At 70.4% G+C, this 25,982-nt stretch carries 24 protein-coding genes; 11 read left to right on the top strand and 13 right to left on the bottom strand.

What is annotated here, in order from left to right; genetic code table 11:
- The first annotated feature begins 51 nt into the window (after positions 1-51).
- Positions 52-1,851: an FAD-dependent oxidoreductase gene (locus tag AB0I69_RS44765; RefSeq protein WP_363101593.1), complete on the top strand. Its 1,800-nt coding sequence runs from the start codon at positions 52-54 to the stop codon at positions 1,849-1,851.
- Positions 1,852-1,900: 49 nt separating this feature from the next.
- On the opposite strand, the gene AB0I69_RS44760 is transcribed toward AB0I69_RS44765, so the two are convergent.
- The 8 genes from AB0I69_RS44760 to AB0I69_RS44725 all read right to left on the bottom strand — a co-directional run bounded on the left by AB0I69_RS44760 (position 1,901) and on the right by AB0I69_RS44725 (position 9,628).
- Positions 1,901-2,671, bottom strand: coding sequence for an SDR family oxidoreductase (locus tag AB0I69_RS44760; RefSeq protein WP_363101592.1), 771 nt, complete (start codon positions 2,669-2,671; stop codon positions 1,901-1,903).
- A 37-nt stretch (positions 2,672-2,708) separates the two neighbouring features.
- Complete coding sequence (locus tag AB0I69_RS44755; RefSeq protein WP_363101591.1) at positions 2,709-3,689, bottom strand: LysR family transcriptional regulator; 981 nt, start codon at positions 3,687-3,689, stop codon at positions 2,709-2,711.
- Positions 3,690-3,845: 156 nt separating this feature from the next.
- Complete coding sequence (locus AB0I69_RS44750; protein ID WP_363101590.1) at positions 3,846-4,802, bottom strand: fumarylacetoacetate hydrolase family protein; 957 nt, start codon at positions 4,800-4,802, stop codon at positions 3,846-3,848.
- Positions 4,803-4,805: 3 nt separating this feature from the next.
- Complete coding sequence (locus AB0I69_RS44745; RefSeq protein WP_363101589.1) at positions 4,806-6,188, bottom strand: FAD-binding oxidoreductase; 1,383 nt, start codon at positions 6,186-6,188, stop codon at positions 4,806-4,808.
- Positions 6,185-7,162, bottom strand: a complete 978-nt coding sequence (locus AB0I69_RS44740; protein ID WP_363101588.1) for a cyclase family protein — start codon at positions 7,160-7,162, stop codon at positions 6,185-6,187. The genes AB0I69_RS44745 and AB0I69_RS44740 overlap by 4 nt, the downstream gene beginning before the upstream one ends.
- On the bottom strand, positions 7,159-8,166 hold the full coding sequence (locus tag AB0I69_RS44735; protein ID WP_363101587.1) for an amidohydrolase family protein: 1,008 nt from the start codon (positions 8,164-8,166) through the stop codon (positions 7,159-7,161). Before AB0I69_RS44735 ends, AB0I69_RS44740 begins: the two co-directional genes overlap by 4 nt.
- Complete coding sequence (locus AB0I69_RS44730) at positions 8,163-9,407, bottom strand: FAD-dependent monooxygenase (protein ID WP_363101645.1); 1,245 nt, start codon at positions 9,405-9,407, stop codon at positions 8,163-8,165. The genes AB0I69_RS44735 and AB0I69_RS44730 overlap by 4 nt, the downstream gene beginning before the upstream one ends.
- Positions 9,323-9,628, bottom strand: coding sequence for an antibiotic biosynthesis monooxygenase (locus AB0I69_RS44725; protein ID WP_363101586.1), 306 nt, complete (start codon positions 9,626-9,628; stop codon positions 9,323-9,325). Before AB0I69_RS44725 ends, AB0I69_RS44730 begins: the two co-directional genes overlap by 85 nt.
- Before the next feature lie 229 nt (positions 9,629-9,857).
- Between AB0I69_RS44725 and AB0I69_RS44720 the strand changes: the two genes are divergently transcribed.
- The 5 genes from AB0I69_RS44720 to AB0I69_RS44700 all read left to right on the top strand — a co-directional run bounded on the left by AB0I69_RS44720 (position 9,858) and on the right by AB0I69_RS44700 (position 16,094).
- The gene (locus tag AB0I69_RS44720) at positions 9,858-10,832 is read left to right on the top strand and encodes a fumarylacetoacetate hydrolase family protein (RefSeq protein ID WP_363101585.1); all 975 of its coding nucleotides are present in this window, start codon (positions 9,858-9,860) and stop codon (positions 10,830-10,832) included.
- Complete coding sequence (locus AB0I69_RS44715) at positions 10,829-11,764, top strand: VOC family protein (RefSeq protein WP_363101584.1); 936 nt, start codon at positions 10,829-10,831, stop codon at positions 11,762-11,764. Before AB0I69_RS44720 ends, AB0I69_RS44715 begins: the two co-directional genes overlap by 4 nt.
- A 54-nt stretch (positions 11,765-11,818) precedes the next feature.
- Positions 11,819-13,120, top strand: coding sequence for a histidinol dehydrogenase (hisD, locus tag AB0I69_RS44710; protein ID WP_363101583.1), 1,302 nt, complete (start codon positions 11,819-11,821; stop codon positions 13,118-13,120).
- The gene (locus AB0I69_RS44705) at positions 13,117-13,887 is read left to right on the top strand and encodes an SDR family NAD(P)-dependent oxidoreductase (RefSeq protein WP_363101582.1); all 771 of its coding nucleotides are present in this window, start codon (positions 13,117-13,119) and stop codon (positions 13,885-13,887) included. Before hisD ends, AB0I69_RS44705 begins: the two co-directional genes overlap by 4 nt.
- A gap of 296 nt (positions 13,888-14,183) precedes the next feature.
- On the top strand, positions 14,184-16,094 hold the full coding sequence (locus AB0I69_RS44700) for a hypothetical protein (RefSeq protein WP_363101581.1): 1,911 nt from the start codon (positions 14,184-14,186) through the stop codon (positions 16,092-16,094).
- A 21-nt stretch (positions 16,095-16,115) separates the two neighbouring features.
- On the opposite strand, the gene AB0I69_RS44695 is transcribed toward AB0I69_RS44700, so the two are convergent.
- A complete protein-coding gene (locus tag AB0I69_RS44695) occupies positions 16,116-16,514 on the bottom strand; it encodes a nuclear transport factor 2 family protein (protein WP_363101580.1) in 399 nt (132 codons plus the stop codon).
- Positions 16,515-16,584: 70 nt separating this feature from the next.
- On the opposite strand from AB0I69_RS44695, the gene AB0I69_RS44690 reads away from it, so the two are divergent.
- The 3 genes from AB0I69_RS44690 to cynS all read left to right on the top strand — a co-directional run bounded on the left by AB0I69_RS44690 (position 16,585) and on the right by cynS (position 18,404).
- Positions 16,585-17,148 (top strand): PadR family transcriptional regulator, encoded by a 564-nt coding sequence (locus AB0I69_RS44690; RefSeq protein ID WP_363101579.1) that lies wholly within the window; start codon positions 16,585-16,587, stop codon positions 17,146-17,148.
- Between the two features lie 5 nt (positions 17,149-17,153).
- On the top strand, positions 17,154-17,876 hold the full coding sequence (locus AB0I69_RS44685) for a class I SAM-dependent methyltransferase (protein ID WP_363101578.1): 723 nt from the start codon (positions 17,154-17,156) through the stop codon (positions 17,874-17,876).
- Between the two features lie 81 nt (positions 17,877-17,957).
- Positions 17,958-18,404: a cyanase gene (cynS, locus tag AB0I69_RS44680; protein WP_363101577.1), complete on the top strand. Its 447-nt coding sequence runs from the start codon at positions 17,958-17,960 to the stop codon at positions 18,402-18,404.
- Between the two features lie 40 nt (positions 18,405-18,444).
- Here cynS and AB0I69_RS44675 read toward each other — a convergent pair whose 3' ends face one another.
- Together AB0I69_RS44675 and AB0I69_RS44670 are read right to left on the bottom strand one after the other, a co-directional pair.
- Positions 18,445-19,590: a DUF6596 domain-containing protein gene (locus tag AB0I69_RS44675; RefSeq protein ID WP_363101576.1), complete on the bottom strand. Its 1,146-nt coding sequence runs from the start codon at positions 19,588-19,590 to the stop codon at positions 18,445-18,447.
- Positions 19,587-20,006, bottom strand: a complete 420-nt coding sequence (locus AB0I69_RS44670) for a YciI family protein (RefSeq protein ID WP_363101575.1) — start codon at positions 20,004-20,006, stop codon at positions 19,587-19,589. Before AB0I69_RS44670 ends, AB0I69_RS44675 begins: the two co-directional genes overlap by 4 nt.
- A 259-nt stretch (positions 20,007-20,265) precedes the next feature.
- Here AB0I69_RS44670 and AB0I69_RS44665 point away from each other — a divergent pair, with 259 nt between their 5' ends.
- Together AB0I69_RS44665 and helR are read left to right on the top strand one after the other, a co-directional pair.
- Entirely contained in the window at positions 20,266-21,501 is a 1,236-nt protein-coding gene (locus AB0I69_RS44665; RefSeq protein WP_363101574.1) for a glycosyltransferase, read from the top strand.
- A gap of 95 nt (positions 21,502-21,596) precedes the next feature.
- Positions 21,597-23,786 (top strand): RNA polymerase recycling motor ATPase HelR, encoded by a 2,190-nt coding sequence (gene helR, locus AB0I69_RS44660; protein ID WP_363101573.1) that lies wholly within the window; start codon positions 21,597-21,599, stop codon positions 23,784-23,786.
- Positions 23,787-23,830: 44 nt separating this feature from the next.
- Here helR and AB0I69_RS44655 read toward each other — a convergent pair whose 3' ends face one another.
- Together AB0I69_RS44655 and AB0I69_RS44650 are read right to left on the bottom strand one after the other, a co-directional pair.
- Positions 23,831-24,574 (bottom strand): GntR family transcriptional regulator, encoded by a 744-nt coding sequence (locus AB0I69_RS44655; RefSeq protein WP_363101572.1) that lies wholly within the window; start codon positions 24,572-24,574, stop codon positions 23,831-23,833.
- Positions 24,575-24,728: 154 nt separating this feature from the next.
- Positions 24,729-25,895: a serine hydrolase domain-containing protein gene (locus AB0I69_RS44650; RefSeq protein ID WP_363101571.1), complete on the bottom strand. Its 1,167-nt coding sequence runs from the start codon at positions 25,893-25,895 to the stop codon at positions 24,729-24,731.
- Positions 25,896-25,982: the final 87 nt, after the last annotated feature.

Here is a 25,982-nt window from a genome sequence, read left to right as displayed (position 1 = left end):
GCCCCGCCCGTCATGCAGTTCGTATCGGAATTACCCAAGGAGCCCGGAGCCATGTCCCCCACCACAGACACCGACGTCATCATCTGCGGCACCGGCGCGGCCGGTCTGACCCTCGCCCTCGACCTCGCCCGCAGGAACATCGCCTTCCTGCTGATCGACAAGGCGCCGCAGCCGTTCATCGGCTCCCGCGGCAAGGGCATCCAGCCCCGCAGCCAGGAGGTCTTCGAGGACCTCGGCGTGATCGACCGGATCGTCGCCTCCGGTGGTGAATATCCCGTCCAGCGCATCTACACCGCCGACGGGCCCATCGACCAGGTCGGCGTGGAGATGTCGGAGCCGACGCCCGAGGAGCCGTACCAAATACCCTTGCTCGTCCCGCAGTTCCTCACCGAGTGTCGGCTGCGCGAACGCCTCGCCGAGCTGGGCCATGCTCCGCACTACGGCCACGAACTCGTCGGCTTCGACCAGGACGGCGACGGTGTGACCGCGCGCATCCCCACCCCGGACGGCGAACAGGCCGTACGGGCAAGGTACTTGATCGGTGCCGACGGCGGATCGAGCTTCGTCCGCAAGGCACTCGGCATCGGCTTCCCCGGCAAGACCCTCGGTGTACGGGCGATCGTGGCCGACGTGTACGTCGACGGCGTCTCGCCGGACGCCTGGCACCGGTGGGGCGAGGACACCGCCGGGCAGGTCTCGATGTGCCCGCTCTACGGCACCGACATGTTCCAACTCCAGGCCCCCGTACCCTTCGACGTGGACCTGGACCTCTCGGCCGAGGGACTCACCGCCTTCTTCCGCGAACGCACCGGGCGCGACGACGTCGTGATCCGCTCCGTGTCCTGGGCGTCCGCGTTCCAGATGAACGCCCGGCTGGCCGACACCTACCGGCGGGGGCGCGTGTTCCTGACCGGGGACGCCGCGCACTGCCACCCGCCGACCGGCGGACAGGGCCTCAACACCAGTGTCCAGGACGCCTACAACCTCGGCTGGAAGCTCGCCGCCGTGCTCGACGGCGCCCCGGAATCGCTGCTGGACACGTACGAGCAGGAACGCCGGCCCATCGCCGAAGCCGTCCTCGGCCTGTCCGAGAAGCTGCTCGAAGCGGCCAAGAACCGCGACATCCACCGGGGCCGCGAGGTCAGCCAACTCGACCTCGGCTACCTGAACTCACCCCTGTCGCTGCACACTTCGGCGCGCGACAAGGGCGTACTGGCAGGGGACCGCGCGCCCGACTCGCCCGTGGCCGGCGCGGGCGGCCTGCCCACCCGCCTGTTCAGCCTGTTCCAAGGACCCCACTGGACGCTGCTCGGCCACGACGTCGACGAGGCCTCGGCCCCGGCACCGCGCCCCGGCCTGCACATCCACACCATCGGCACCCGGGGCGACATCCTCGACAGCGGCGACCGCGTCCAGAGCGCCTACGGGCTGTCCTCCGAGCAGTGGGTGCTTGTCCGCCCGGACGGATACGTCGCCGCCGTGGTCGACACCGCCGAACTCCCCGCCGTAGAAGCCTATTTGGACACCGTCGGCGTCCGCCCCCTCGCGGCGACGCGACCCACCACCACGGAAGCGAGCACCGACATGCCCACAGAGACCTCTGCCGACAGCACCGGCACTCCCCGTACCCGACGGGAGCACCGACAGGCCCGAAGCGCCGCCGAGCAGCGGCTCGCCACCGCCCAACGCGAACTCCACCAGCTCTCGCGCCAGGTCCAGCGCGACCTGCGCAGTGTCCGACGGCACGGCGAGACGACCGCCATCGTCGCCCGCTCGAACTTCGCCGAGCTCGCGGTCAAGAGCATCAACCGGCTGACCGCCAGCCTCCGCACCGACCGCACCGATGAGTAGCGCCTCGCCCCTCATCCACGACGGCCGGTGCCGCCCAGGACGCCGGTCGTCACGTGGCGTCGAGGGCGTTCGTGATCGCCTTCACCCCGCCGTGCGCCGCGTACCCGCCGTCCACGGTGATCTCCGCACCGTTCACGTACGACGCCTCGTCCGACAGCAGATAAACGACCAGCGGCGCCACCTCGTCGACCGTGCCCGCCCGGCCCTGCGGCGTCAGCGACAGGTGGGCCTGGACGAACACCGGGTTCGCGGAGGCCATCAACGGGGTCTCGATGTAGCCGGGGTGGATCACATTCGTACGGATGCCGCGCGGAGCCAGCTCCAGCGCGGCCACCTTGGACAAGCCCCGAAGCGCCCACTTGCTCGCCGTGTACGCGACCGCGTGGTGCGCGGTGAGGCCCGCGACGGAGCCGACGTTCACGATGGACGAACCGGCCGGCATCAGCGGGGTGAGCGCCTGGATGCCGAGGAGTGCGCCCGTGGTGTTGACCGCGAACGCCCGGTTCCAGTCGGCAAGTTCGACCGATCCGAGGCGGGCGCGCATGGGGATGCCCGCGTTGTTGACGAGACCGTGCACCTCGGTGAGTGTCGCCGCGAGACCCGCCCAGTCGTCCGGCGACGACACGTCCAGGTGCCGGTAGGTGACGTCCAGGCCGTCGGCACGCAACGACGCGGCCAGCTTCTCGCCCGCCTCGTCCAGGACGTCGGTCGCGACCACCGTCGCGCCCTCCCGGGCGGCGGCCGCCACCTCGGCGGCTCCCTGGCCCTGCGCGGCCCCGGTGACGACGACGGTACGACCGGCCAGACGCGTGCGGCTCACGGTTCCTCCAGGGGGTGCGGGCTGTCTCCCGTCCACGCTAGGAAGCCGGGGTCAACTCCGGAAACGCACGATCGGCATGGGTGGCATCCGCGCCGACGATCTCCCGCACCACCGGGTCGTTCAGCGACGCGCCCACCTCGCGGACCGTCTCCCGCAGCCAGCGGTGCGCCGGGTCCGCGTGCCGGTTGTGGTGCCAGTACATGGCCTCCACCAGCGGTACGTCGGGGAAGGGCGTCGGTACGACCGCACAGCGCGCGAAACCCTCGTAGCGCCGGGCGAGCCGCTCGGGGACCACGGCGACCAGGTCGGTGCCACTCACCAGGAACGGCAGCACGTTGAAACCGGGCGTGCTGACCTGCACCCGGGGCGTGATGCCGAGGGTCTCCAACTGCCGGTCCGCAGGCGTGAGTTTGCCGACGGCGCAGGCCGCGTGCGGCATCTCCGCGAGGTCGCGCAGCGAGAGCCGCCCGTCCACCAGACGCGGGTTGTCCGGGTCGACGAGACACACGAACCGGTCGTGCATCACGGCCTCGCTGACACCCGGCAGCTGGTAGCCGAGCGGCACGATCATCAGGTCGTGGCAGCGCAGATGGGTCTCGGTCTCCAGCTGCCCGATGACGATCGGGTGGAAGTCGATCCGGATGCCGGGGGCCTCCTGCGCGAGGGCCCGCAGCAGCGGCTCCACGAACACCGTCATCACGTAGTCGGACATCACCACCGAGAACCGCTGCCGACTGCGCGACGGATCGAAGTGCCTGGTCAGCGACAACGCCTCCTCCGCCTTGTGCAGCGAGGACTGGACGACCGGCAGCAGCCGCTCCGCGAGCGGCGTCAACTCGTACTCGCGGCCCACCCGCACCAGCAGCTCGTCGTTGAAGTGCCGCCGCAGCCGGGCCAGGGAGCCGCTCATCGCGGACTGGCTGGTGGACAGCCGCACCCCCGCGTGGGTGACGTTCTTCTCCTCCAGGAGGGCTTCCAGAGCCACCAGAAGATTCAGGTCGATTGCTCCCAGACCCATGCGTGTGTCCTTCCGGCCGCGTCGTTGAAGCTCGGTGAAACCGGAGCGTAACGAGCGGGTTCGCGCCGAGGAAGGGGCCGGGGGAGAAGTCACAGGGATCCGATAGCTGCCATCGGAACCCTGGATGTGCGCAGGTCGGAAGGTTCGCAGTGGGGTCTACGGCCGCGGGGTCCGGCCGCGCCTGCGGGCGCGCGGCAGGTATACGTCCGTACGGCCGGGCACGACGCGGTTGGAGAGGGTGCCGAGGCGCTCCACCGCGAGGGTCACCTCGTCGCCGGGCTTGAGCGGCGGCGGGGTGCGCTCGCCGACCCGGCCCCAGAACTCCGCCAGCGCGCCCCAGCCGCAGGTGCCCGAGCCGAGGATGTCCCCGGGGCGCACCCAGGCGTCCCGGGAGGCGTAGGCGATCATCTCCTCGAAGGTCCAGGAGACGTTGGCGAGGGTGTCGCGGCCGATCAGCTCACCGTTGAGGGTGACCGTCATCTCCAGGTCCAGGAAGCCGTCCGGGTCGCGGCGGTCCTCGACCTCGTCGGCGGTGACCAGACAGGGGCCCAGCGTGTTCGCGAAGTCCTTGCCCTTGGAGAAGCCGAGCCCCAGATTCTTCTCCGGCTTCTGCAGATCGCGCGCCGACCAGTCGTTGAAGACCAGGTAGCCCACGATGTACTCGCGCGCCTGCTCTGGTGTGAGATCACGTCCGCTGCGGCCGATGACCACCCCGACCTCCAACTCGAAGTCGAGCACCGAACAGCCGGCCGGGACCGGCACGTTGTCGTGCGCGCCGTACGCCGCATGGGGGTTGGTGAAGTAGAAGTTGGGCGCCCGGTACCACTCCTCGGGCACGTGCTCCAGACCGTCCAGGGACTTCGAGACCCCCTCGATGTGTGCCTCGAAACCGACGAAGTCCCGGATGGACGGCGGCTTCAGCGGAGGCAGCAGCCTCACCTGATTTACCGTCAAGTCGCTTGGTGTGCGCAGTGCTTCGGTGCCGGCCGCGTGCAGCACGTCCTGCTCCAGCAGGGTCAGTACGGTGATCCCCTCGGGCAGCGGATGAACAGTCCCGTCGCGCAGGACCCCGGCGCGCTCCACGCCCTCGTACTCGTATGTCGCGAAACGCATCGCTCACTGCTCCCAGTGGTTGGTGTTGGTGACGGCCCCTGTGCTGAGGTGACCGGCGAAGAGCCCCTTGGGGTCGTAGGCGGCCCGGATCTCTCGCAGTCGCCGCCACTGTTCGTCGCCCATGAACCTCAACTGCCGCACGGTGAAGTCCGAGTCGCCGAGGTACTGGCCGGCGGTGACCGGCTGCATGTCCGCCATCGCCTCGTCCAGCCAGGACCGCAACTCCGCGTCCCGCGACGGGTCGTCGTGGATGACGTAGGTGGCGCAGTAGATCTCCGACTGCAATGAGAAGGCCATGTCGGGCAGTTGGCGCAGTGGGGCCATGGAGAACCAGATGGTGAACGTCTGCCGGGTGGGCTGCTCGGTGAACGCCTTGCGGATCGCCGGTACGACCTCGTCGGCAGGGCCGGTCAGCCAGGCGTTGTCGACCAGGTAGCGGTGGCCCTCGGGGTTGGCGATGCGCTGGCCCGCCAACTGTTCGCCGAGTGTGGTCTGTTGGGCTTCCACGCGGAACAGGGCCCGATCGGCGTACGGGTTGGCGTGCAGCGGTGCCAGTGCCTCGGCCGCTTCGTCTGCCGTGTCGGTCATCGACACGCCCGTGACCAGCAGCACCGGTTCGTCCAGGTCGGGCGGTGTCTGGGTGAGCGCGACGATCTCGACCAGGTCCGAGACCGTGTGGTGCATGCCGTGCAGCCAGGTCATGACCTCGTCGAACAGGACGAGCGGATACGCGTGCACGGTGTGTCCGAGGTACTTCGGCAGTGGCCGCGTGCGCAGATGGAAGCGGGTGACGATGCCGAAGAAACCCGGGCCCGCGCCGCGCGCCGCCCAGAACAGATCGGCGTGCTGGTTCTCGTCGGCGCGCACCAACTCGCCCTCGGCGGTGACGACATCGATCGCCACGATGTTCTCGGCCGCCCAGCCCCAGCCGCGCGCGTTCCAGCCCTGCCCGCCCTGGAGCAGGAAGCCGCCGATACCGACGGAGGGACAGTGCCCGCCGTTGAAGAGGCGACCGAACTCGCCCAGATACGGGTTGAGTTCGTCGCCACCCTTCACACTGGGCGTCGCCGTCACGATCCCGGTCCCCGGGTCGTACGCCATCTCGCGGAAGCCCCCGAGGTCGATCAGCAGCGCGTCCTGACGCACCGACCAGGCGGCCCAACTGTGCCCACCGGAGCGGACGGCGACCTGCCAGCCCTGTTCCAGGGCGAGCCGTACGCCTTCGACGACGTCCTGCTCCGACTCGGCCATCAGTACGGCGGCCGATGAACGGTCGGTAGGGCGGCGGGCGTTGAAGACCCGCCCGAAGCACGCCGTCTCGAAGTCCTCGTCGTCGGGGAGGTGGAGGGTGCCGGAGAAGCGGTTCAGGTTCACGCTCGTACTCACTTGATCGCGATCGGGTTGACGGGGGCGCCCACCGCGCCGGTCACCGGAAGCGGCGCGGCGACCAGCAGGAACTCGAAGACACCGTCCGCCGCGCAGTCCTCGGCCAGGGCCTCCAGGTCCCACATCTCGCCCAGCGGGAGGCCCATGTTGGGGATCGCTATCTGGTGCAGCGGGGACATCGCGGGCTGCGGGAACTCGTAGGGCCGCACCTCAAGTCCCCACGTGTCGGAGGCGATTGCCGCGATCTCCGTGCGGTGCAGCCAGCCGAGGGTGGTGAAGGAAAGGCCGGGCGCGTCACCGGCGGCATAACCGCCCCACGCGCCGAGCCGCCGTACGCGGCCGAGTTGCCCGGTGCGGATCAGGACGAGGTCGCCGCGCCGGACCGAGCTGGTGGCGCCCTGCGCCTCGATCGTGGCGCGCAGATGCTCCTCCAGGATGGGGAATCCGTCCGGGAGTTCGCCGATTTCGTCGCCGACCGCACGGCCCACGTCGAGGAGGACTCCGCGACTGGTGAAGGCGCCCTTCATGTGCTCGATGCCGGTGACCGAGTCGCCGTCGCCGTTGACGATGGTGCACGGACGGCCGTTCCACGCCTGCTTGTTGTCGTAGATGTGGCCCAGCCCGTCCCACTGCGTGGAGGCCTGCAAGGGCATCAGGACGTGGTCGTCGGCGCCGCCGAAGCCGTGCGGGAAGCCCTGGGTGCCGGCCGCCGCGTCGGAGCCGGTGTCCCTCATGTAGTGGACCGGGTTGATACGGCCGCGGAAACCGCGCTGCGGGCCCGACTCGTTGAACTCCTGGGCGAGGGAGAAGGACCGCCCGCGCCGCACCAGGCCCACCGCGTGGGCGCGGATCGCGTCGTCGATGAAGTTGAGCGTGCCGAGCACGTCGTCCTCACCCCAGCGGCCCCAATTGCGGTAGGCGGAACGGGCCTTGGCGAGTTCTTCCTCGATGGGGCCGAGGGCACCGGCGGTCATCGGGTACGTCCTTTCAGGAGCAGGTCGAGGGCGTTGCCCCCGGCGACGGCGGCCCGGTCGGCCGGGGCGAGTCCGGCCGCGTCGAGGCGGGCCACCGGGTCGTCGACGCCCATGTCGAAGGGGTGGTCGGTACCGAGGACGACCCGGTCCGCGCCCACCTCCTCGACGAGGTGACGCAGTGCGCCCGGGGTGTACACCAGCGCGTCGAACCAGATGCGCCGCAGATAGGAGCTGGGCAACTCGGCGCAGCCGCGCGCGTCCTCCCGTACCTGCCAGGCGTGGTCCGAACGGCCGATGTACGTCGGCAGGTAGCCGCCGCCGTGCGCCGCCACCAGCTTCAGGCGCGGGAAGCGGTCGAGGACGCCGGAGAAGATGAGGTGGGAGAGCGCGACCGTCGTCTCCACCGGCTGACCGACCGTGTTTCCGAGGTAGTTGGTGGCGAGGCGTTCGCCGAAGGAGCAGCCCCAGGGGTGCACGAAGACGATCGCGCCCAGCTCCTCGGCCCGCTGCCACACCGTGTCGTGCGCGGGGTCGGCCAGTTCGCGGCCGTCGACTGTCGTGGAGACACTGATGCCGTACAGGCCATGGTCGTTGACCGCCTGGTCCAGCAACGCGACCGCGAGGTCCGGGTGTTGGAGCGGGACGCTGCCCAGGCCGTACAGGCGCTCGGGTGCCACGGCGCAGTGTGCGGCCACGGCCGCGTTGACCGTGTGGGCGAGTGGGATCGCCAGGTCCGGGTCCGCCCAGTAGTGGTGCATCGGCATCGGGCCGACCACCTGGATGTCGACGCCCATCGCGTCGAGGTCCGCGAGGCGTGTCGTGACGTCCGTCAACCTGGGTGCCAGGCGCTGGAGTTGGGCACGGTTGACGGCCAGGGACGCGGGGGAGTGGGCACGCTGCTCGGCCGCGAGTTCGGCGGCGAGACCCGGGGCGCCCGCGACCAGGGCGTCGGCGGCGGGGACGCCGAGGTGGCCGTGGAAGTCGACCACGGGCGAGCCGTTCACGCCGCCGCCGTCAGGTTGTCCAGCGTCTCCGACATGATGCGGGCCGGGTCGGCGCCGGGCGTACCCGGGTGGATCTCCCAGTCGGCGAGCTGGAGCGAGTTCTCCAGGACCATCCGCACCCGGGGGAGGCGCCGCGCCATGAAGTGGTCCAGCGCTTTCTCGGTCGGTTCGTCCGCCGTCACCAACTCGGCGAGCAGCACGGCGTCCTCCATGCACATCGCGGCGCCCTGCGCGATCAGCGGCGGACAGGCGTGCGCGGCATCACCGATGACCATCGCGCGACCGCGATGCCAGGGCTCGTCGACGAGGATCGCCTCGATCCAGCGGTAGTCGACCGCCGTGTCGTCGGGCAACGAGGCGAGGATCTTGCCCCAGGTCCCGCCGTACCCGGCACCGCGCTCGCGCAGCAGGGCGAGGGGCGCGCGGGGACCGATCAGGGTGGTGTCGAGGTTCTCGTCGAGGAGGTAGGCGTAGCACTGGTCCGGGGAGATCGGGCTGTAGCCGGCCTTGAAGCGAGGGCCGCCGTAGTACACCTCGGCGCAGTCCATCTCGGCCGGGCGGTCGGCCACGACCCGGAAGATCGACATGCCGACGGGCCGGGGCTTGGCGTCGATGCCGATCAGTTCGCGCATCGCCGAGTTGATGCCGTCGGCGCCCACGACGAGGTCGTAGCGGCCGGTCGAACCGTCCGTGAAGGCGACATCCACCTGACCGGGCGACCGGTCGAGCCGCTCGACACTCAGCCCGAGACGGACCCGCACCCCGTGGGCGTGCACCGCGTCGCACAGCGCGTCCTGCAGATCCGAGCGCAACGCCCCTGCTGTGGACGGCAGTTCGGGTCCGCCGGTGTGCGGGGTGTTCAGCTCGGTGATCAGTCCGCCGTCGGCACCGCGCAGCCGCATGATGTCGAACGGCACCGCCCGGGCCAGCACCCGGTCCAGGACACCCACGGAACGCAGCGCCTTGAGCGCGTTGCCCTGAATGGTGATGCCATGGCCCACACCGAACCACTGCGGAGAGATCTCGACGAGCTCCACCTCGGCGCCACGCTGGGCGAGCGCGAGACACAGCACGCTTCCGGTGATGCCGCCGCCGACGACGAGCACCTTTTGTACGGGCATGGGCGATCCTTGCGAACGTAGACAGAAGTGGGGGGTCAGCCGGAGAAGCGGGCGCCGAGTTCGTGGAAGTGCTCGACGGCCGGCGGCTCGGCGAAGAACGGTCCGACCAGGGCCCGCCAGCGCCCGAAGCCCTCGGACTCCCGGAAGCCGACCGTGTGCGCCTCGACCGACTCCCAGCCCACCAGCAGCAGGAAGGTCGTCGGCCGCTCCGCACCGCGCAGCAGTTCGGCCCAGCGGAACCCGTCGGCCTCGGCCAGCACCTCACGGGCCTTGCCGAACACCTCCGCGAACTCCCGCTCACGACCCGCCTCGACGGTCAGCTCGGCATGCTCGACTATCACGTTCTTCTCCTCGGGAAAGTGGGTGCTCCGAGCCTGCGTGGGCGGTCGACGCAGGGTCAACGGATCGAGGCATCGGCAAGGGGGACGTCATGCATCCCGTACGGCGATGGAGCCGCAGCTGAGGGCCCGGCGGGGTCGGTGATGGCAGGCATCGCGGATCGCCATTTCCGCCGGGTCCCCGGGGTGCCTAGCGTCGAGGGCGAGCCCCCACCCGTACGAGGAGAGCGCCGTGCCCGATCCACTGCCCACCCATGCCGGACCCTTCGCCCTCGGCACGTTCGCTTCCGGTGCCTCCGGTGAGGAGAACTTCCCCGGCCTGGTCACCGGCGACCGCGTGCGCGACCTCTCCGATCTCGTGCCGTCCGTCCGCGCGTTGATGGAGGACTGGGACGACTGGCTGCCCCGGCTGGGCTTCCTCGCCCGGTCCTCCGACGGAACCCGGCACGACCTGGCCGAGCTGCGCGTCCTGACCCCGATCGAGCCCGGCCAGATCCTGCAGAGCGGCGCCAACTACCGCAAACACGTGGTCGATCTGGTCGCCGCCGAGAAGGAGAGCGTGCACGGCGCCACCCCCGAAGAGGCCCGCGCCGACGCCGAGTCGATGATGGACGAGCGCGCCCGCAACGGAGTGCCGTACGTCTTCCTCGGCTCCCCGCGCGCGATCAGCGGCCCCTACGACGACATCGTGCTCCCCGCGCTCGGCGAACAGCACGACTGGGAACTCGAACTCGCCCTCGTCATCGGGAAGTCGGGCAAGAACATCGCCGTCGAGGACGCGATGGAGTACGTCGCCGCCTACACGATCAGCAACGACCTCACCACCCGCGACCGCCTCTACCGGCCCGACCTCAAGGCCATCGGCACCGACTGGTTCACCGCCAAGAACGCCGACACCTTCCTGCCCACCGGGCCCTTCCTGGTACCGGCCGCCTTCGTCGGAGACCCCGGCGACCTGCGGATCACCCTGCGCCACAACGGAGTTGTACGCCAGGACGAGTCCACGAAGGACATGATCTTCGACATCCCACGGCTCATCGCGTACGTCTCCACGACCACCACCCTGCGCCCCGGCGACCTGCTGCTCACCGGTTCCCCGGCCGGCAACGGCGCGCACTGGGGCGTCTTCCTGAAGCCGGGCGACGTCGTCGAGTCGGAGATCACCGGCCTGGGCCACCAGCGCAACACCGTCAGGAGCCACGCATGAGCTTCCAGCCCATCACCCATCTGCGCCATGTCGACCTGGCCGTACCGGACTTCGCCCGACAGCGCGCCTTCTACGGCACCACCTGGGGTCTGACCGAGGTCGCCAACGACAGCGGTGTCGCCTTCTTCGCCGCCGAGGGCAGCCCCGAGCAGTACATCGTCCGCATCCGCGAGGACAAACGGAAGCGGATGGACCTGGTCGCCTTCGGGGCCGCCTCGCCGGCCGCCGTGGACGAGCTGCACGGGCGGCTCGGCCGGGCTGCTGTCCAACTCATCGGTGAGCCTGGTGTGTTGGACACGCCTGGTGGTGGCTACGGCTTCCGGTTCTTCGACCCGGACGGGCGGGTCGTCGAGGTCTCCGCGGATGTCGCCACCCGCACCCACCGCAAGATCGAGGAGCGCGAGGCGATCCCGGTGCGGCTCTCGCACTGCGTGGTCAACTCCCAGGACCCGGAAGGCCTCCGCGACTTCTACGTCCAGCACCTCGGGTTCCGGCTCACCGACACCCTGTACTCGACGCACATGGGCGACCTCATGTACTTCCTGCGGTGCAGCCCGCTCCACCACTCCTTCGCGATCGCCCGCGGACCCCATGTCTCCCTGCACCACGCCTCGTTCGAGATGCGCGGGGTCGAGGAGTACATGCGCGGCACCGGGCGGGCGCTGCGCGCCGGAACCCGCCTCACCTGGGGACCCGGCCGGCATCTCGCGGGCGACAACACCTTCTCGTACTTCCACGACCCGCACGGCAACACCGTCGAGTACACGACCGAACTCGCCGTCCTCGAAGAGGACTTGTGGCATCCCGGCCGCCATGACGTCGACGACCCGATCACCCAGGACCAGTGGGGCACCGCCGACCCGATGAGCGAGTCGGTGGCCAAGGAGCAGTTCAACGACCCCGACGTGCTGTTCGTGGCGCCCCCGGTCTGACATCCCCGTCCGACACTCCCTCCGTCGCGAACCACCCGCAGAAAGGCCGCAGTTGTGGCAACGATCCTGAAGCACGCCGTGCCCAAGTCAGAGGTGACCGCCTCCCTCGACCAGGTGCGCCGGACCGTGACCGGCGTCATCGCGGACATCCGTGAACGCGGCGACGAGGCGGTGCGCGCCTACTCCGAGAAGTTCGACAAGTGGAGCCCCGACTCCTTCCGGCTGACGGACGAGGAGGTCGAGAAGATCATCGCGTCGGTGCCGCAGCAGGTCATCGACGACATCCGCTTCGTCCAGGACCAGGTGCGCACCTTCGCCCGCCACCAGCTCGACTCCCTGCGGGAGTTCGAGGTGGAGACCCTCCCGGGCGTGAAGCTGGGCCAGAAGCACATCCCGGTGCAGGCGGCGGGCGCGTACATCCCGGGTGGCCGCTACCCGCTCACCGCCTCCGCCCACATGACGATCGTCACCGCCAAGGTCGCGGGCGTGCCCCGGGTCGTGGCCTGCACGCCGCCCATCCACGGGGAGATCCCGGCCGCCACCGTCGCCGCGATGCATCTCGCCGGCGCCGACGAGATCTGGCTGCTCGGCGGGGTACAGGCCGTGGCCGCCATGTCCGTCGGCACGGACACGATGCGGCCCGTCAACCTGATGGCCGGACCCGGCAACGCCTACGTCGCCGAGGCCAAGCGGCAGCTCTTCGGCGAGATCGGCATCGACCTGTTCGCCGGGCCCACCGAGATCCTCGTCCTCGCCGACGGCCAGGCCGACCCGTTCGTGTGCGCCGTCGACCTGCTCTCCCAGGCCGAGCACGGCCCGGACTCCCCGGCCGTCCTCATCACCACCTCCCGCGAGGTCGCGGAGAAGACGATCGCCGAGGTCGAGCGGCTCCTGCCCGGCTTGCCCACCCGCGACTTCGCCGGGCCCGCCTGGCGCGACCACGGCCAGGTCCACGTCGTCGACACCCTCGACGAGTTGTACGCCCTCGCCGACGAGTTCGCCTTCGAGCACGTCGAGGTACTGACGGCCGAACCGCGCCTCGCACTGGAGCGGATGACCCAGTACGGCGCCCTGTTCCTCGGCGAGGGCACCTGCGTGTCGTTCGGCGACAAGGTCATCGGCACGAACCATGTGCTGCCCACACGTGGCGCCGCGCGCTATACCGGCGGCCTGTGGGTGGGGAAGTACCTCAAGACGGTGACGTACCAGGAGGTCACCGACACCGACTCCCAGGCGCTGCTCGGCCGACTGTGCGGGCGGGCGGCCCGCGTGGAACTGTTCGAGGGACACGCGCGCTCCGGTGACGTACGGGCCGCGAGGGCCGCGGGCGACGAGCTGCCCTGGAACACTCCATGACCCTGGCCGGCCGTACAGCACTGGTCACCGGTGGCGGCGGACCGCTGGGGCGCGCCTTCGCGCTGGCCCTCGCGGACGCCGGCGCCCGGGTGATCCTGGTCGGCCGCAACGAGACGGCGCTCGCGGAGGCGGCGGCACAGGTGGAGAAGGACGGCGGACAGGCCCGTACGGGAGTGTGCGACGTCTCCGATCCGGCGGCCGTCGACGCCCTGGCCGCCGAACTCGCGGACGAGGACGTGTCGTTGCTCGTCAACAACGCCGGAGTCGCGGGCCCTGTACGGCCCCTCGTCGACATCGAGCCGGACGAGTGGGACGACGTGTTCGCCGCCAACGTCCGGGGCGTCTACCTGATGTGCCGGGCCTTTCTGCCGTCGATGCTCGCGGCGGGACTCGGTGACGTCGTCAACGTCGCCTCGGTCAGCGGCAAACGGCCACTGCTCAACCGCACCCCGTACACCGCCTCCAAGATGGCGCTGCTCGGCCTGACCCGGACCCTTGCCGGAGAGGTCGGACCGCGGGGGATCGCGGTCAACTCCCTTTCCCCGGGCCCGGTTCGGGGGCCACGGATGGACCGCAACTTCCGGCTCACCGCCGAACTGACCGGCTGCACGGTCGCCGAGGCCGAACGCGACTTCGCCTCCCGCGCGGCGCTGGGCCGACTGGTCGAGGAACACGAGGTCGCGCAGGCACTGCTGGCGATGCTCGCGATGCCCGGCCTGTGCGGGGCCGACATCGACCTGTCGGCCGGGATGATCGCCCCGTCGTAGCTGAATGGGGTGCGAAAAACGGCGAGGTGGACGGCTGGCGAGCCGCCCGCCTCGCCGTCGTGTTCAAGCTCGTCAACCCGCTATGACGACTCTGTGTGACCGCCATGAAATGGTCGGCGTGATCCGAGGCATCGGACTCCCATATGTGTGTGCCGCCCGCCTGTTCCCTGGTTCTCATGGCTGCTTCACTCCCTCGTGCGCACCTTCGGTGCCTCCGCCGGGCCGTCCGCACCCCGCGTTCGACGGCCGGCCGGTCACACTGCGCAACGGCGCATCGATCCCTGGGAAGGCAAGCAATGACGCTGATCACCCGACGCTCGGTCCTGATCGCCGGTACCGCCACGGCCGGAGCCGTACTGGTGCCGGCGGTCTCCGCCACCGCCGCGCCGACGACCAAGAAGGCTTCGGGCACGCGGATCTCGGTCGGATCCGGTGAAACGTACACGGTCTCCGCGACCACCCGCGTGAGCGAGCTGTCCATCGCCGACGGCGGCACGATCGCCGCCCCGGACGGCTCCAGCCTCTCCCTGACCGTCGACGGAGTGGAGACCGGCCAACTGCTCACCGCCACCGGCGCCACAGCCACGCTGATCCAGGCCGGCACCTACCGGGGCGACGTCGTCCTGACCGTCGCCGCGGCCAACGAGGTGACGTACGAGACGCTCACCTTCCCGTTCCGGCAGGCCGTGTACGTCGACGGCGACGGCGTGGTCAAGGACAAGTCCGTCCTCGCGGCCGTCCTCGGCGGCAAGCTGACGGACGCCTACGCGAAGAACGTGTCGATCACCTCGACCGGCGAGTGCTTCGACGGCGTGTACGTGCAGGACGCCACCTACACACTCGACCGGCCCGCCATCTCCCTTACGGGCAACGGCCGTTGCGACTTCGCGGGCTACGGCGCCGCGGTCGTCGGCGACGGTTCCTCGACCACGCTCGTCGTGGACGGCGCCCGGGTCGACAACAAGGGAGTCGTCCGCACCACCGTCATCGCGAACGACGGCGCCAACGTCATCGTCAAGGACTCCGTCCTCCGCGCCCGCAACGGCGTACTGCCCGCCGACTACCAAGCCACCGTGGAGACGCCGTACATGGAGTCCGTGCCGTGGATGCTCGGCCTCGACGGCAACGTCCGCGCCACCAACCTGATCGGCAAGAGCACCAAGGCCACCTACCTCAACTCCACCATCTTCTCCGAGACGTGGGGCGCACTCTCGGTCGAGGGCGGCAGCGGACTCAAACTCACTGCGATCAACAGCCACTTCGGCAACACGGGGGAGTACGGCTACGGCACCTACGCCATCGGCGACGCGACCGTGCGGGTACTCGGCTCCCGGCTCGACGTCGGCAGCTACGCGACCATCATCGCGGGCCCGGCCGCCGTCGTGCACTACGGCGACAGCACCGGCGCCGCTGTCGCCGCGCTCAACACCGAGCTGGAACTCGGGCTGTCCAAGGCCGAGTTGGCGTCGATACCGGCGCGCAACACCGTCGTGAACTCCGGGCACTTCGGCTACATGTTCTTCGGCGCGGGCCAACTCACCCTCGACGGCGGCACGGTGATCAACTCCGACCGGGCCACCTTCCTCAACAAGGGCCAGCAGACCACGATCAACGTCGACGGATCCCAGGGCGCCCGGCTCAACCCGCGCGACGGGATCATCCTCCAGATGATCGAGCTGGACGACCCGGGCCCGGTCCCGGTCAACGGCAAGATGATGAACATCGGCGTCTACACCGAGCCCACCGGCGACCCGACGAAGGACGCGACCTTCGACCCGACCGCCGTCCACACCACCGACGGAGCCGCCACCTTCAACTCCATCGAACTGAAGGGCGACTTCTACAACGGCATGCGCAAGGGCAAGAACATGGTCCTCACCTTCGAGGGCTCCCGGGTCGAGGGCGTCATCTCCGCGTCGACGGCCAAGCACCGTGTCTCCAGCATCGACGCGTCGACCTTCTACGAGCTGGGCATCGTCACCAACACCACGCAGGCCGCCGTCAACAACGGCGCGATCGTGCAGCTGAACAGCGGCTCGACCTGGACGGTCACCGGCACCTCGTACCTGACCCGGCTCGCCCTCGCCGCCGACGCGACCGTCAGGGCGCCCCGGGGCAAGAACGTGACCCTGACGGTCGACGGTACGGTCACGGCCGTCACCCCCGGGCAGACCTACACCGGCGCCCTCACGCTGACCGTCGCGTGACCCATGGCGGAGGCGCGGGGCTCAGGCGAGCCGCGCCTCCGCCTCCTTCGCGATCTGCTCGAACTGCGCACCCATGGCGGCCTGGAGAGCCTGCGCCCCCGACAACGGCCGGACCATGACCGTCAGTTCGTCGATCAGGCCCTCCTCGTCGACGTGGATGAAGTCGCAGCCGGTCAGCTCCCGGTCGCCGACCCGCGCGGCGAACACCAGCGCGTGGTCGCTGCCGTCCGGGTCACCGATCTCCCGCAGGTACCGGAAGTCCTCGAAGACCCGTGCCACCCCGCGCAGGATCGCCGCGGTGATCGCCTTCCCGGGATACGGCTTGAACACGACCGGGCTGGTGAAGACGACATCCTCCGCCAGCAGCGCCTCGACGGCGTCCATGTCCTGCGCCTCGACCGCCTCACGGAACGCACGCATCGGCTCACCTCTTAGTCAATTAGTTGAGTAGGTGTGGATGAGACTAATCAACGGCTGTTAGCGTGTCCATATGTCCCTCAAGTACGCGGTTCTCGCGGCCCTCCTGGAAGGGGAGGCCTCGGGCTACGAGCTGGCCAAGGTGTTCGACGTGTCGCTGGCGAACTTCTGGCCCGCGACACCGCAGCAGCTCTACCGCGAACTGGAGCGCCTCGCGCAGGACGGACTGATCGAGGCACGGGTCGTACAGCAGGAACGCAGGCCCAACAAAAGGATGTTCACGCTGACCGAGGCCGGCCGGCGCGACCTCGACACCTTCGCCGCCGAACCGCCTAGGCGACCGACCGCCATCCGCGACGAACTCCTCATCAAGATCCAGGCGATGGACGGCACGGACCCCGCGGTGACCCGCGAGCTGATCGAAGAACGCAGGTCATGGGCGCGCGGCAAACTCGACCGCTATGAGCGCGTACGGGACCATCTCCTCGGCGGTCTGACCGAGGAGGAGTACCTACGCGACGCCGGCCGCATCGGGCCGTACCTCACGCTCATGGCCGGGATCACCTTCGAGGAGGAGAACCTGCGCTGGTGCGAGCGCGTTCTCGCGATCCTGCAGCAGCGGGTTGCTCTAGGCTGACCCGGATGTTCAGCCCCGAAGGTCCCAGTCTGCGTGAACTCGTCGTCCAGGCACTGTCGTCCGTCGAGCACGGCTACGACCTCCTCGCGCCCAAGTTCGACCACACCCCCTTCCGGACACCGGCCCCGCTGCTCCACGCGGTCGCCGCGATGCTGGAACGCATCGGTCCCTTCGACGACGGACTCGACCTGTGCTGCGGCACCGGCGCGGGCGCCGACGTGCTGACGAAGGTGTGCCGGGAGAGCGTCACCGGTGTCGACTTCAGTGCGGGCATGCTGGCGGTCGCGCAGGAGCGTGTGAGGAGTGGCGAGCCCCGCGTCTCCTGGGTGCGCGGCGACGCCAGGGCTCTCCCCTTCGCGCCCGCCTTCGACCTCGTGGTGAGCTTCGGGGCGTTCGGGCACTTCCTGCCCCGCGAGCTGCCGGGGCTGTTCGACCAGGTCCACTCCGTGCTGCGGCCCGGCGGATGCTTCGCCTTCCCCGTCATCGCACCGCCGCGCCCCACTTCCCCCGCGTACTGGATGCTGTCCGGCTTCGACGCGGCGATGAAGGTGCGCAACGCCGTCTGGCGACCGCCGTTCGTCATGTACTACCGGGACTTCCGACTCGGCTACGTGAGAGGGGAGTTGGAGCGGACCGGCTTCGACGTCGACCTCCACTCCCTGCCCGAGTTCGGGCGCCGTGGCGACGGCAGCCCACGGGTGCGGATGGTCGTGGCGCGTCGCCCGTGATCGCGCCATTGTCGCGGCCTGGGTGATCTCCTACGCTGAACGGCGTGTGACCAAACGTGCTGTCCGGGAACGGAGTTGTGCATGCTCAGCAAGGGTGAAGCCGGCGAAGCAGTCCGCCAGGCCAAGGTGAAGACCGGTGTCACATGGGCCCAGTTGGCCGAAGCCGTCGGCCGACCGCTCGCGTGGACCACGGCGGCCCTGCTGGGCCAGCACCCCATGAGCAAGGACGAGGCGACCACGGCCGCCGCCCTCCTCGAACTCGGCGAGGACGCCGCCCTCGCCTTCCAACTCCAGCCGACCCGGGGCGCGTTGGACGCCGCCGTGCCCGTGGACCCCACGATCTACCGGCTCTACGAGGTCGTTCAGGTCTACGGCCCCACCATCAAGGAACTGATCCACGAGCAGTGCGGCGACGGCATCATGAGCGCCATCAACTTCCGCCTCGACGTCAGCCGCGTGCCCGACCCCGCGGGGGACCGGGTCGTCATCACTCTCGACGGGAAGTACCTGCAGTACCAGTGGGAGTGATCGTGCCCTCGGCGGCGGCCGGCTCGCCGAGGCGAGGCCGTCAGCGACTCCGGACCGCGTTGAGCCGGGCGGCCTGCCGGGTCAGATGGTCGCGCTCGGCGAGGTTGGGGGCCTTGTGCGCGGCCTCGGCATACAGTCGGGCCGCCGTCGTCAGGTCGCCGTCACGTTCGTGGAGGTAGGCAGCCACCGCGATGTACCGGGGGAGCGACGCGTCCAGTACCGCGAGTGCCGCCAGGCCGGCGCACGGTCCGTCGGCCTCGCCGACGGCGACCGCGCGGTTGAGCCGGACGACCGGACTGTCGGTCAGGCCCGCGAGTTCGTCGTACCACTCGACGATCTGCACCCAGTCCGTCTCCTCGGCGGTGGGCGCGTCCGCGTGCAGCGCCGCGATGGCGGCCTGCGCCTGGAACTCACCCAACCGGTCGCGGGCGAGGGCGAGTTGGAGGATCGTGACGCCCTCGGCGATGGCCACCGTGTCCCACCGGCCGCGGTCCTGCTCGGCGAGCGGCACCAGGTTGCCGTCGGGCGCGGTACGGGCGGCGCGTCGGGCGTGGTGGAGCAGCATGAGCGCGAGCAGGCCCGCCACTTCGGGGTGGTCGATCGCGCCCGCGAGCTGCCGGGTGAGGCGGATGGCCTCGGCGGCGAGGTCGACGTCACCGGAGTAGCCCTCGTTGAAGACCAGGTAGAGCACACGCAGCACGGTCGCGACATCGCCGGGCTGGTCGAACCGCACCCCCGAGACGGTGCGCTTGGCCCGGCTGATGCGCTGCGCCATCGTCGCCTCGGGCACCAGACAGGCCTGCGCGATCTGCCGGGTGGTGAGCCCGCCGACGGCACGCAGCGTCAGCGCGACCGCCGACGACGGCGTCAACGACGGGTGGGCGCACAGGAAGTAGAGCTGGAGCGTGTCGTCCGCCGCGGGCGCGGGGCCGGGCGCCGGCTCCTCGTCGAGGCGGTCCTCACGTCTACGGCGGGCGGTGTCCGCCCGCGTCGCGTCGAGGAACCGCCGCCAGGCCACGGTGACCAGCCAGCCCTTCGGATCCCGCGGCGGATCGCCCGGCCAGACCCGCACCGCCTCGACCAGCGCCTCCTGTACGGCGTCCTCGGCCGCCGCGAAGTCTGCTCCGCGGCGGACGAGGATGCCGAGCACACTCGGCGTGAGGCTCCTCAGCAGGACCTCGTTCACTTGAAAGTGCACTCCGTGGTGGTGGAGTGCACGCCCAGGAACGGCCGCAGCTCCAGCCACTCGTGGATCGGCTTCCCGTTGGCCCCGGGGGCGGCCGACAGCTCGCCGGCCAGCTCCACCGCGCGCTCGTAGGTGTCGACGTCGATCACCATCCAGCCGGCGATGACGTCCTTGGTCTCGGCGAACGGGCCGTCGGTGACCGGCGGGCGCCCCTCGCCGTCGTAGCGGACGAAGGTGCCCTCGGGGGAGAGCGCCTGGCTGTCGACGAACTCTCCGGTCTTCTCCAGCCGGGCCGCGAAGTCGTTCATGTACTGCACGTGGGCGGAGATCTCCTCGGGCGTCCACTGGTCCATGGGAACGTCGTTCACGGCGGCGGGGGCGCCGCGGTAGTGCTTCAGGAGCAGGTACTTGGCCATCGTCGTTCTCCTCGGTGCTGGTGCGACCCATTGTGGTCGCGTTCACCTCGGGGACGGAGCCGGGCGCGGGTTCTCGACATCGACGGCGGATTTTCTTCGCCGCGAGTTTCACGAAGGGGGAGGGAGGGCGGAAAGGGAGGCGTACTCACTCCTCTTCCCTTCTTAACGTATAGCGCACCGGGGGGCTTGCGGCAAGGCCCCCGTCGTGCCGCAGAATGTCCGGCCTGAGGGCATGACCTGCGGAAACGGGAGTCGCGGAATGCGTGTGTTGTTGACGACGTGGGGATCGCGCGGGGATGTCGAACCCATCGCGGGACTCGCCGCCCGACTGGTGGAACTCGGCGCGGAGGTAAGCGTCGCCGCCCCGCCGGACGAGGAGTTCGTGGAACTGCTGGACAGGGCCGGTGTGCCGCTGGTGCCGCTCGGCCCGACAGTGCGCTCGGTGGTGACCGGGGCAAGGCCGCCGTCGGCGGCGACCGCGTTTCAGCTCGCGCCCGAGCTGGTCGCCGCCCGGTACGAGACGCTGCTGCCGGCGGCCGAGGGGTGCGACGTGCTGCTGGCGAGCGGCCTGATGCCGACCGGTGCCCGCTCGGTGGCCGAGAAACTGGGCATCCGCTACGTGTTCGCCTGCTTCCACACGGCCGGGCTGCCCTCGTCGAAGCACCGGCCGCTGGCGCGGCCAGGCCATCAGTCCTCGCCGGACGAGACCGACATCAAGGTGCTGTGGGACGAGGACGCCCAGCGCGTGAACGCCCTCTACCGCGAGGCCGAGAACCGGCACCGGGCGGCGATCGGCCTGCCGCCGGTGGACAACGTCCGCGACCACGCGTTCACCGAGCGGCCGTGGCTGGCCTCGGACCCGGACCTGTTCCCGTGGCAGGACCAGACGGATCTCGACCTCGTGGTGACCGGACCGTGGATCCTGCCCGACGAGCGCCCGCTCCCGGCGGATCTGGAGGCGTTCCTGACGGCGGGCGAGCCACCGGTGTACGTGGGCTTCGGCAGCATGGCACTGCGTACCTCGCCCGACATGGCCCGGGACGCCGTCGAAGCGGTGCGGGCGCAGGGCCGACGTGTCGTTCTCGCCCGCGGTTGGGCGGGGCTGGCTCCGGTCGACGATCGGGACGACTGCTTCGTCGTGGGCGAGGTCAATCACAAGGCGCTGTTCGGGAGGGTGGCCGCGGTCGTACACCACGGCGGTGCGGGCACCACGACGGCGGCCACGCTGTCCGGAGTGCCTCAGGTGGTCGTGCCGCAGATCGTGGACCAGCCATACTGGGCGGCGCGGGTGGCCGAGCTGGGCATCGGTGTGGCGCACGACGGTCCGACGCCGACCTACGACTCCCTGTCGGCCGCGCTCACCACCGTCCTGGCCCCCGAGATCCGGACCCGGGCACGGACAGTGGCCGGCCTGCTCCGCACCGACGGGACGACAGTGGCCGCGAAGATGCTCCTCGACACGGTCGGCGGGGAAGGCAGGTCCACGCACGCGTGACCCTGCCGAACCGAGCACACGAGAAACCGCACGCACCGGTCCTCACACCCAGCCGCACGCCGGGCCGTGAGCGACCGCAGATCGGAATTGATGCCGTGAACCCCCTGACCACCAGCGCCTTCGACCTTCCCGACCGGCTCTCCGCCAAGGCCGACCCGGCGCTGATCTCCGCCGACGAGCGGCACTTCGCCGCGATCGCGGAGTGCCTCGACCAGTCGATCGCGGAACTGACCGAGCGCCTCGACGCCGAGCGCAGGGCGCCCGGCGGCATCGGCCGGGCGGCGATGGACCGGGACACGGAGATCCACCGGCTGACCACACGGCTGCGCGCACTACGCCGCTTCGGCCTGGACCTGTGTCTGGGCCACATGGTGGACGCCGACACCTCCGAGCCCGTGTACATCGGGCGGCTCGGTCTCACCGACAGCACGGGCCGACGTCTGCTGCTCGACTGGCGCTCACCCGCGGCCGAGCCGTTCTTCGGCGCCACCCACGCCAACCCGATGGGTCTCGCGAGCCGCCGCAGGTACCGCTGGACGCGCGGCCGGATCAGCGACTACTGGGACGAGGTGTTCACCGCGGACGGCTTCGTCGGCCACGCGGCCCTCGACGACCAGTCCGCGTTCATCGCCAGCCTCGGCGGCAACCGCTCGGGCCGGATGCGGGACGTGCTCGGCACCATCCAGGCCGACCAGGACGCCATCATCCGCGCCGGTTCCCGAGGCGCCCTCGTCGTCGACGGCGGGCCGGGCACCGGCAAGACCGTCGTCGCCCTGCACCGCTCCGCCTACCTCCTCTACTCCGACCCGCGCCTCGGCCACCGCAGGGGCGGCGTCCTGTTCGTCGGCCCGCACCGGCCCTACCTGGACTACGTCGCCGACGTCCTGCCCAGCCTCGGCGAGGAGGGTGTGCAGACCTGCATCCTGCGGGACCTCGTCGCGGAGGGCGCCGCAGCGGTCGTGGAGACCGATCCGGAGGTGGCCCGGCTGAAGTCGTCCGTGCGGTTGGTGCGGGCGATCGAGCCGGCCGTCAGGTTCTACGAGGAGCCGCCCAGCCAGGGGATGACCGTCAAGACCCACTGGTCCGACATCCGGCTCAGCGCCGAGGACTGGGCCGTGGCGTTCGATGCGGCGGAACCCGGTGTTCCGCACAACGAGGCGCGTGAGCACGTCTGGCAGGAGCTGCTCACGATCCTGGTGGACAAGCACGACGACTCGGCTTCGGCGGAGGACGGCGCGGTCTCGCCCGAGCTGCTCCGGCGGTCGCTGCGGCAGAACAGGGAACTGCTCACGACCTTCAACCAGGCGTGGCCGCTGCTCGAAGCGGCCGACCTCGTCGGAGACCTGTGGACGGTACCGGCTTACCTGCGCAAGTGCGCACCCTCACTGAGCCGCGACGAGGTTCAGCGGCTGCAGCGCGCGGACGCCCAGGCCTGGACCGTGTCCGACCTGCCGCTGCTGGACGCGGCACGGCAGCGGCTCGGCGACCCGGAGGCGGCGCGCCGCAAGCGCCGGCAGGAAGCCGCCGTCGCCGCCGAACACGCGCGCCGGACCGACGTCATCGACAGCCTGCTGCAGAACGTCGAGATCGACGAGAGCGAAGGCGCGATGGGGATGCTCCACGGACAGGACGTACGGGACGCCCTCGTCGACGAGGCCGCCCAGCCCGGCGTCGAACCCGACCTGCTCGCCGGGCCGTTCGCGCACATCGTCGTGGACGAGGCCCAGGAACTGACCGACGCGGAATGGCAGATGCTGCTGCTGCGCTGCCCGTCCCGGAGCTTCACCATCGTCGGTGACCGCGCCCAGGCTCGGCACGGGTTCACGGAGTCGTGGCAGGAACGGCTGAAGCGGATCGGCCTCGACCGCGTCAACCTCGCGTCCCTGACCGTCAATTACCGCACCCCGGAAGAGATCATGACGGAGGCCGAGCCGGTCATCCGTGCCGTGCTCCCGGACGCCAATGTGCCGACCTCGATCCGTAGCAGCGGCATTCCCGTCGTCCACGGATCCACCGCGGACCTGGAGTTGGTCCTGGACACCTGGCTCGCCGAGCACGCGGACGGGATCGGCTGTGTCATCGGTACGGCCGAGATGGACGCGGGCGTCTTCCGGGCGAGGCCCCGCGTCCGGGCGCTGACTCCCGTGCTGTCCAAGGGACTTGAGTTCGACCTGGTCGTCCTCATCGACCCGGAGAAGTTCGGCGAGGGCATCGAGGGAGCCGTCGACCACTATGTGGCGATGACCCGGGCGACCCAGCGGCTCGTCGTCCTCACGAGCCCCTGACAACGGCCGGTGCGCGGCGGGTCCGAACCCGCCGCGCACCGGGCTCAGCCCGCCGCAGGAAGGGTGAACTCGTAGATCAGGGCGTCCTGTTGGGCCTCCACGACGAGGTCGGTGATCTCCAGCGGGCGGGCGTACTGGTCGTGCACGCGGCGGGTCACCCGCACCGAGGGCGCGTTCGCGACCTGGGTGATGGCGTCCCGGTGGTGCAGGGTCAGACCGGCTCGGCGCATCCAGTCGTAGGCGCGCCGGAGTTGGGCGGAGGCGGAGCCGTCGGCGCGGTCGCGGTAGCGGGCCAGTTCCTCCACCTCGGCCAGCGCCACCGCCGAGAAGGACGTGACGGCCGTACGCAGTCCGCTGCCGTCCGCCGCCGCGGACGCGTAGCGGTGTACGAGGGTCGGTCGGTGCGGGGCGATGCCCAGGGCCTCGGCGTGGTCGGGCGGGGGAGTCTCCCAGGTCACCCTGGCCCGGTCGAAGCCGGACGGGTCCGCGCTCCGGGCGCCGACCGGGAAGGTGAGGGAGGACGGGGTCTCGACGGGCAGGCCCGGCAGGGTGGCGTGGCTGCCACGCCGGTCGGTGGCGACCAGGCCGTCCCTGCGCAGCAGCTCCAGCGCCTGCCGTACGGTCTCCCGGCTGACCTGGAAGTGCTCGGCCAACTGCCGTTCCGCGGGCAGGCGTTCACCGGGCGGGATGGTGCCGTCGTGGAGTTCGCCGAGCAGTTGGGTCGCGACCCTTCCGTAGAGGGGCTGGTCGTCGGCGGTCGGGTGGTCGTGGGGGGTGGTGCGGGCCATGCCGCGCCTCCTGTTGGTGACAAGACCGATGGTAGAACCGGTGACAAAAAGTAGCCGTGCGGGCTCATTGCGCGACCAGATCTAGCATTGGTCTAAACCACCAGGGAAGAGCGGCAGGGCAGTTAGGCCGAAACCGACCTGCGACGATCACTCGTCACAGTGCGCCGTACAGGGCGTCGATCAGCGCCAACTTCCGTGGGTCGTCGGCGATATGAGGCCCCATCCGGTTCGGCACATAGCCGAGCGACACCCCGGCGTCCGGGTCGGCCAGACCGCAGGAGCCGCCGAAGCCGTCGTGTCCGAAAGCCCTTGGGTTCGGGCCGTACGCGCCGTTCGGGCCGCTGAGCCACAGGCCGAGCCCGATCTCCGTATCGCTGCCGAGGCTCGGGCCCAGTACCAGGTCGCGGCAGCTGCCCTGCCCCTCGCGCACCCGCTCGGCCGCCTCGGGGGAGAGGACGCGGTGGCCGTCGTAGGTACCGCGCCCGGCGAAGACGCCGTAGAGCGCGGCCACGGCGCGTGCGGTGCCGTGGCCGTTCGCGGCCGGGATCTCCGCGGCGCGCCACTCCGGGGTGTTGGCGTCGGCCGTGCCCACGATCGGGTTGGTCAGCGCGGCGATGGCCGCGGGCGTCAACTGGCTGAAGATCGCGGCCTGTTCACTCGTCGATGTGGCGGGGGGTTGCACCAACTCGGCCGCCCGGCCGGCCTCCTTCTCCGGCAGTCCGATGGTGAAGTCGATGTCGAGCGGACCGGTGACCTCGCGCTCCAGGAAGGCGCTGGGGAGCAACCCCGAGACGCGGCGCACGACTTCGCCGACGAGGAAGCCGTAGGTGATCGCGTGGTACCCGGACCGTGTCCCCGGCTCCCACCAGGGCTCCATGGCCGCGAGGCGCTCGGTGGTCAACTCCCAGTCGTAGAGCTGCGCGAGGGAGTGCGGCTCGCGCAGGCCGGCCAGTCCGGCGCGGTGCGAGAGCAGGTGTCGTACGAGGACGTTCTCCTTGCCCGCGGCGGCGAACTCCGGCCAGTACGCGGCCACCGGGGCGTCGAGGTCGAGCAGGCCGCGGTCGGCGAGGATGTGGGCGCACAGGGCCACCGGGCCCTTCGTCGTCGACCACACGTTGGCCAGTGTGTCCCGCTCCCAGGGGCGGGTCCGTGCCGCGTCCGCCCAGCCGCCCCACAGGTCCACCACGGTCTCGCCGCCCAGGGTGACGGTCACCGCGGCGCCCAGTTCGTCGCGGTCCCGGAAGTTCTCCTCGAACGCCGTGCGTACCGCGGTGAAGCGGGGATCGCAGTGGCCGTCGACGGTTGTCTGGTGCTCGGACATGGGGCCTCCGTGGTCCGCCGGAAGTCCGGGGCGCGACGCTGCGCCCCGGACCCCCTGAACATACCGACTGGTCGGACTGACCGGAAG

The organism is Streptomyces sp. NPDC050508, assembly GCF_040655155.1.
Classification (GTDB): Bacteria; Actinomycetota; Actinomycetes; order Streptomycetales; family Streptomycetaceae; genus Streptomyces.
This window is presented reverse-complemented; position numbering and strand designations above follow the sequence as displayed.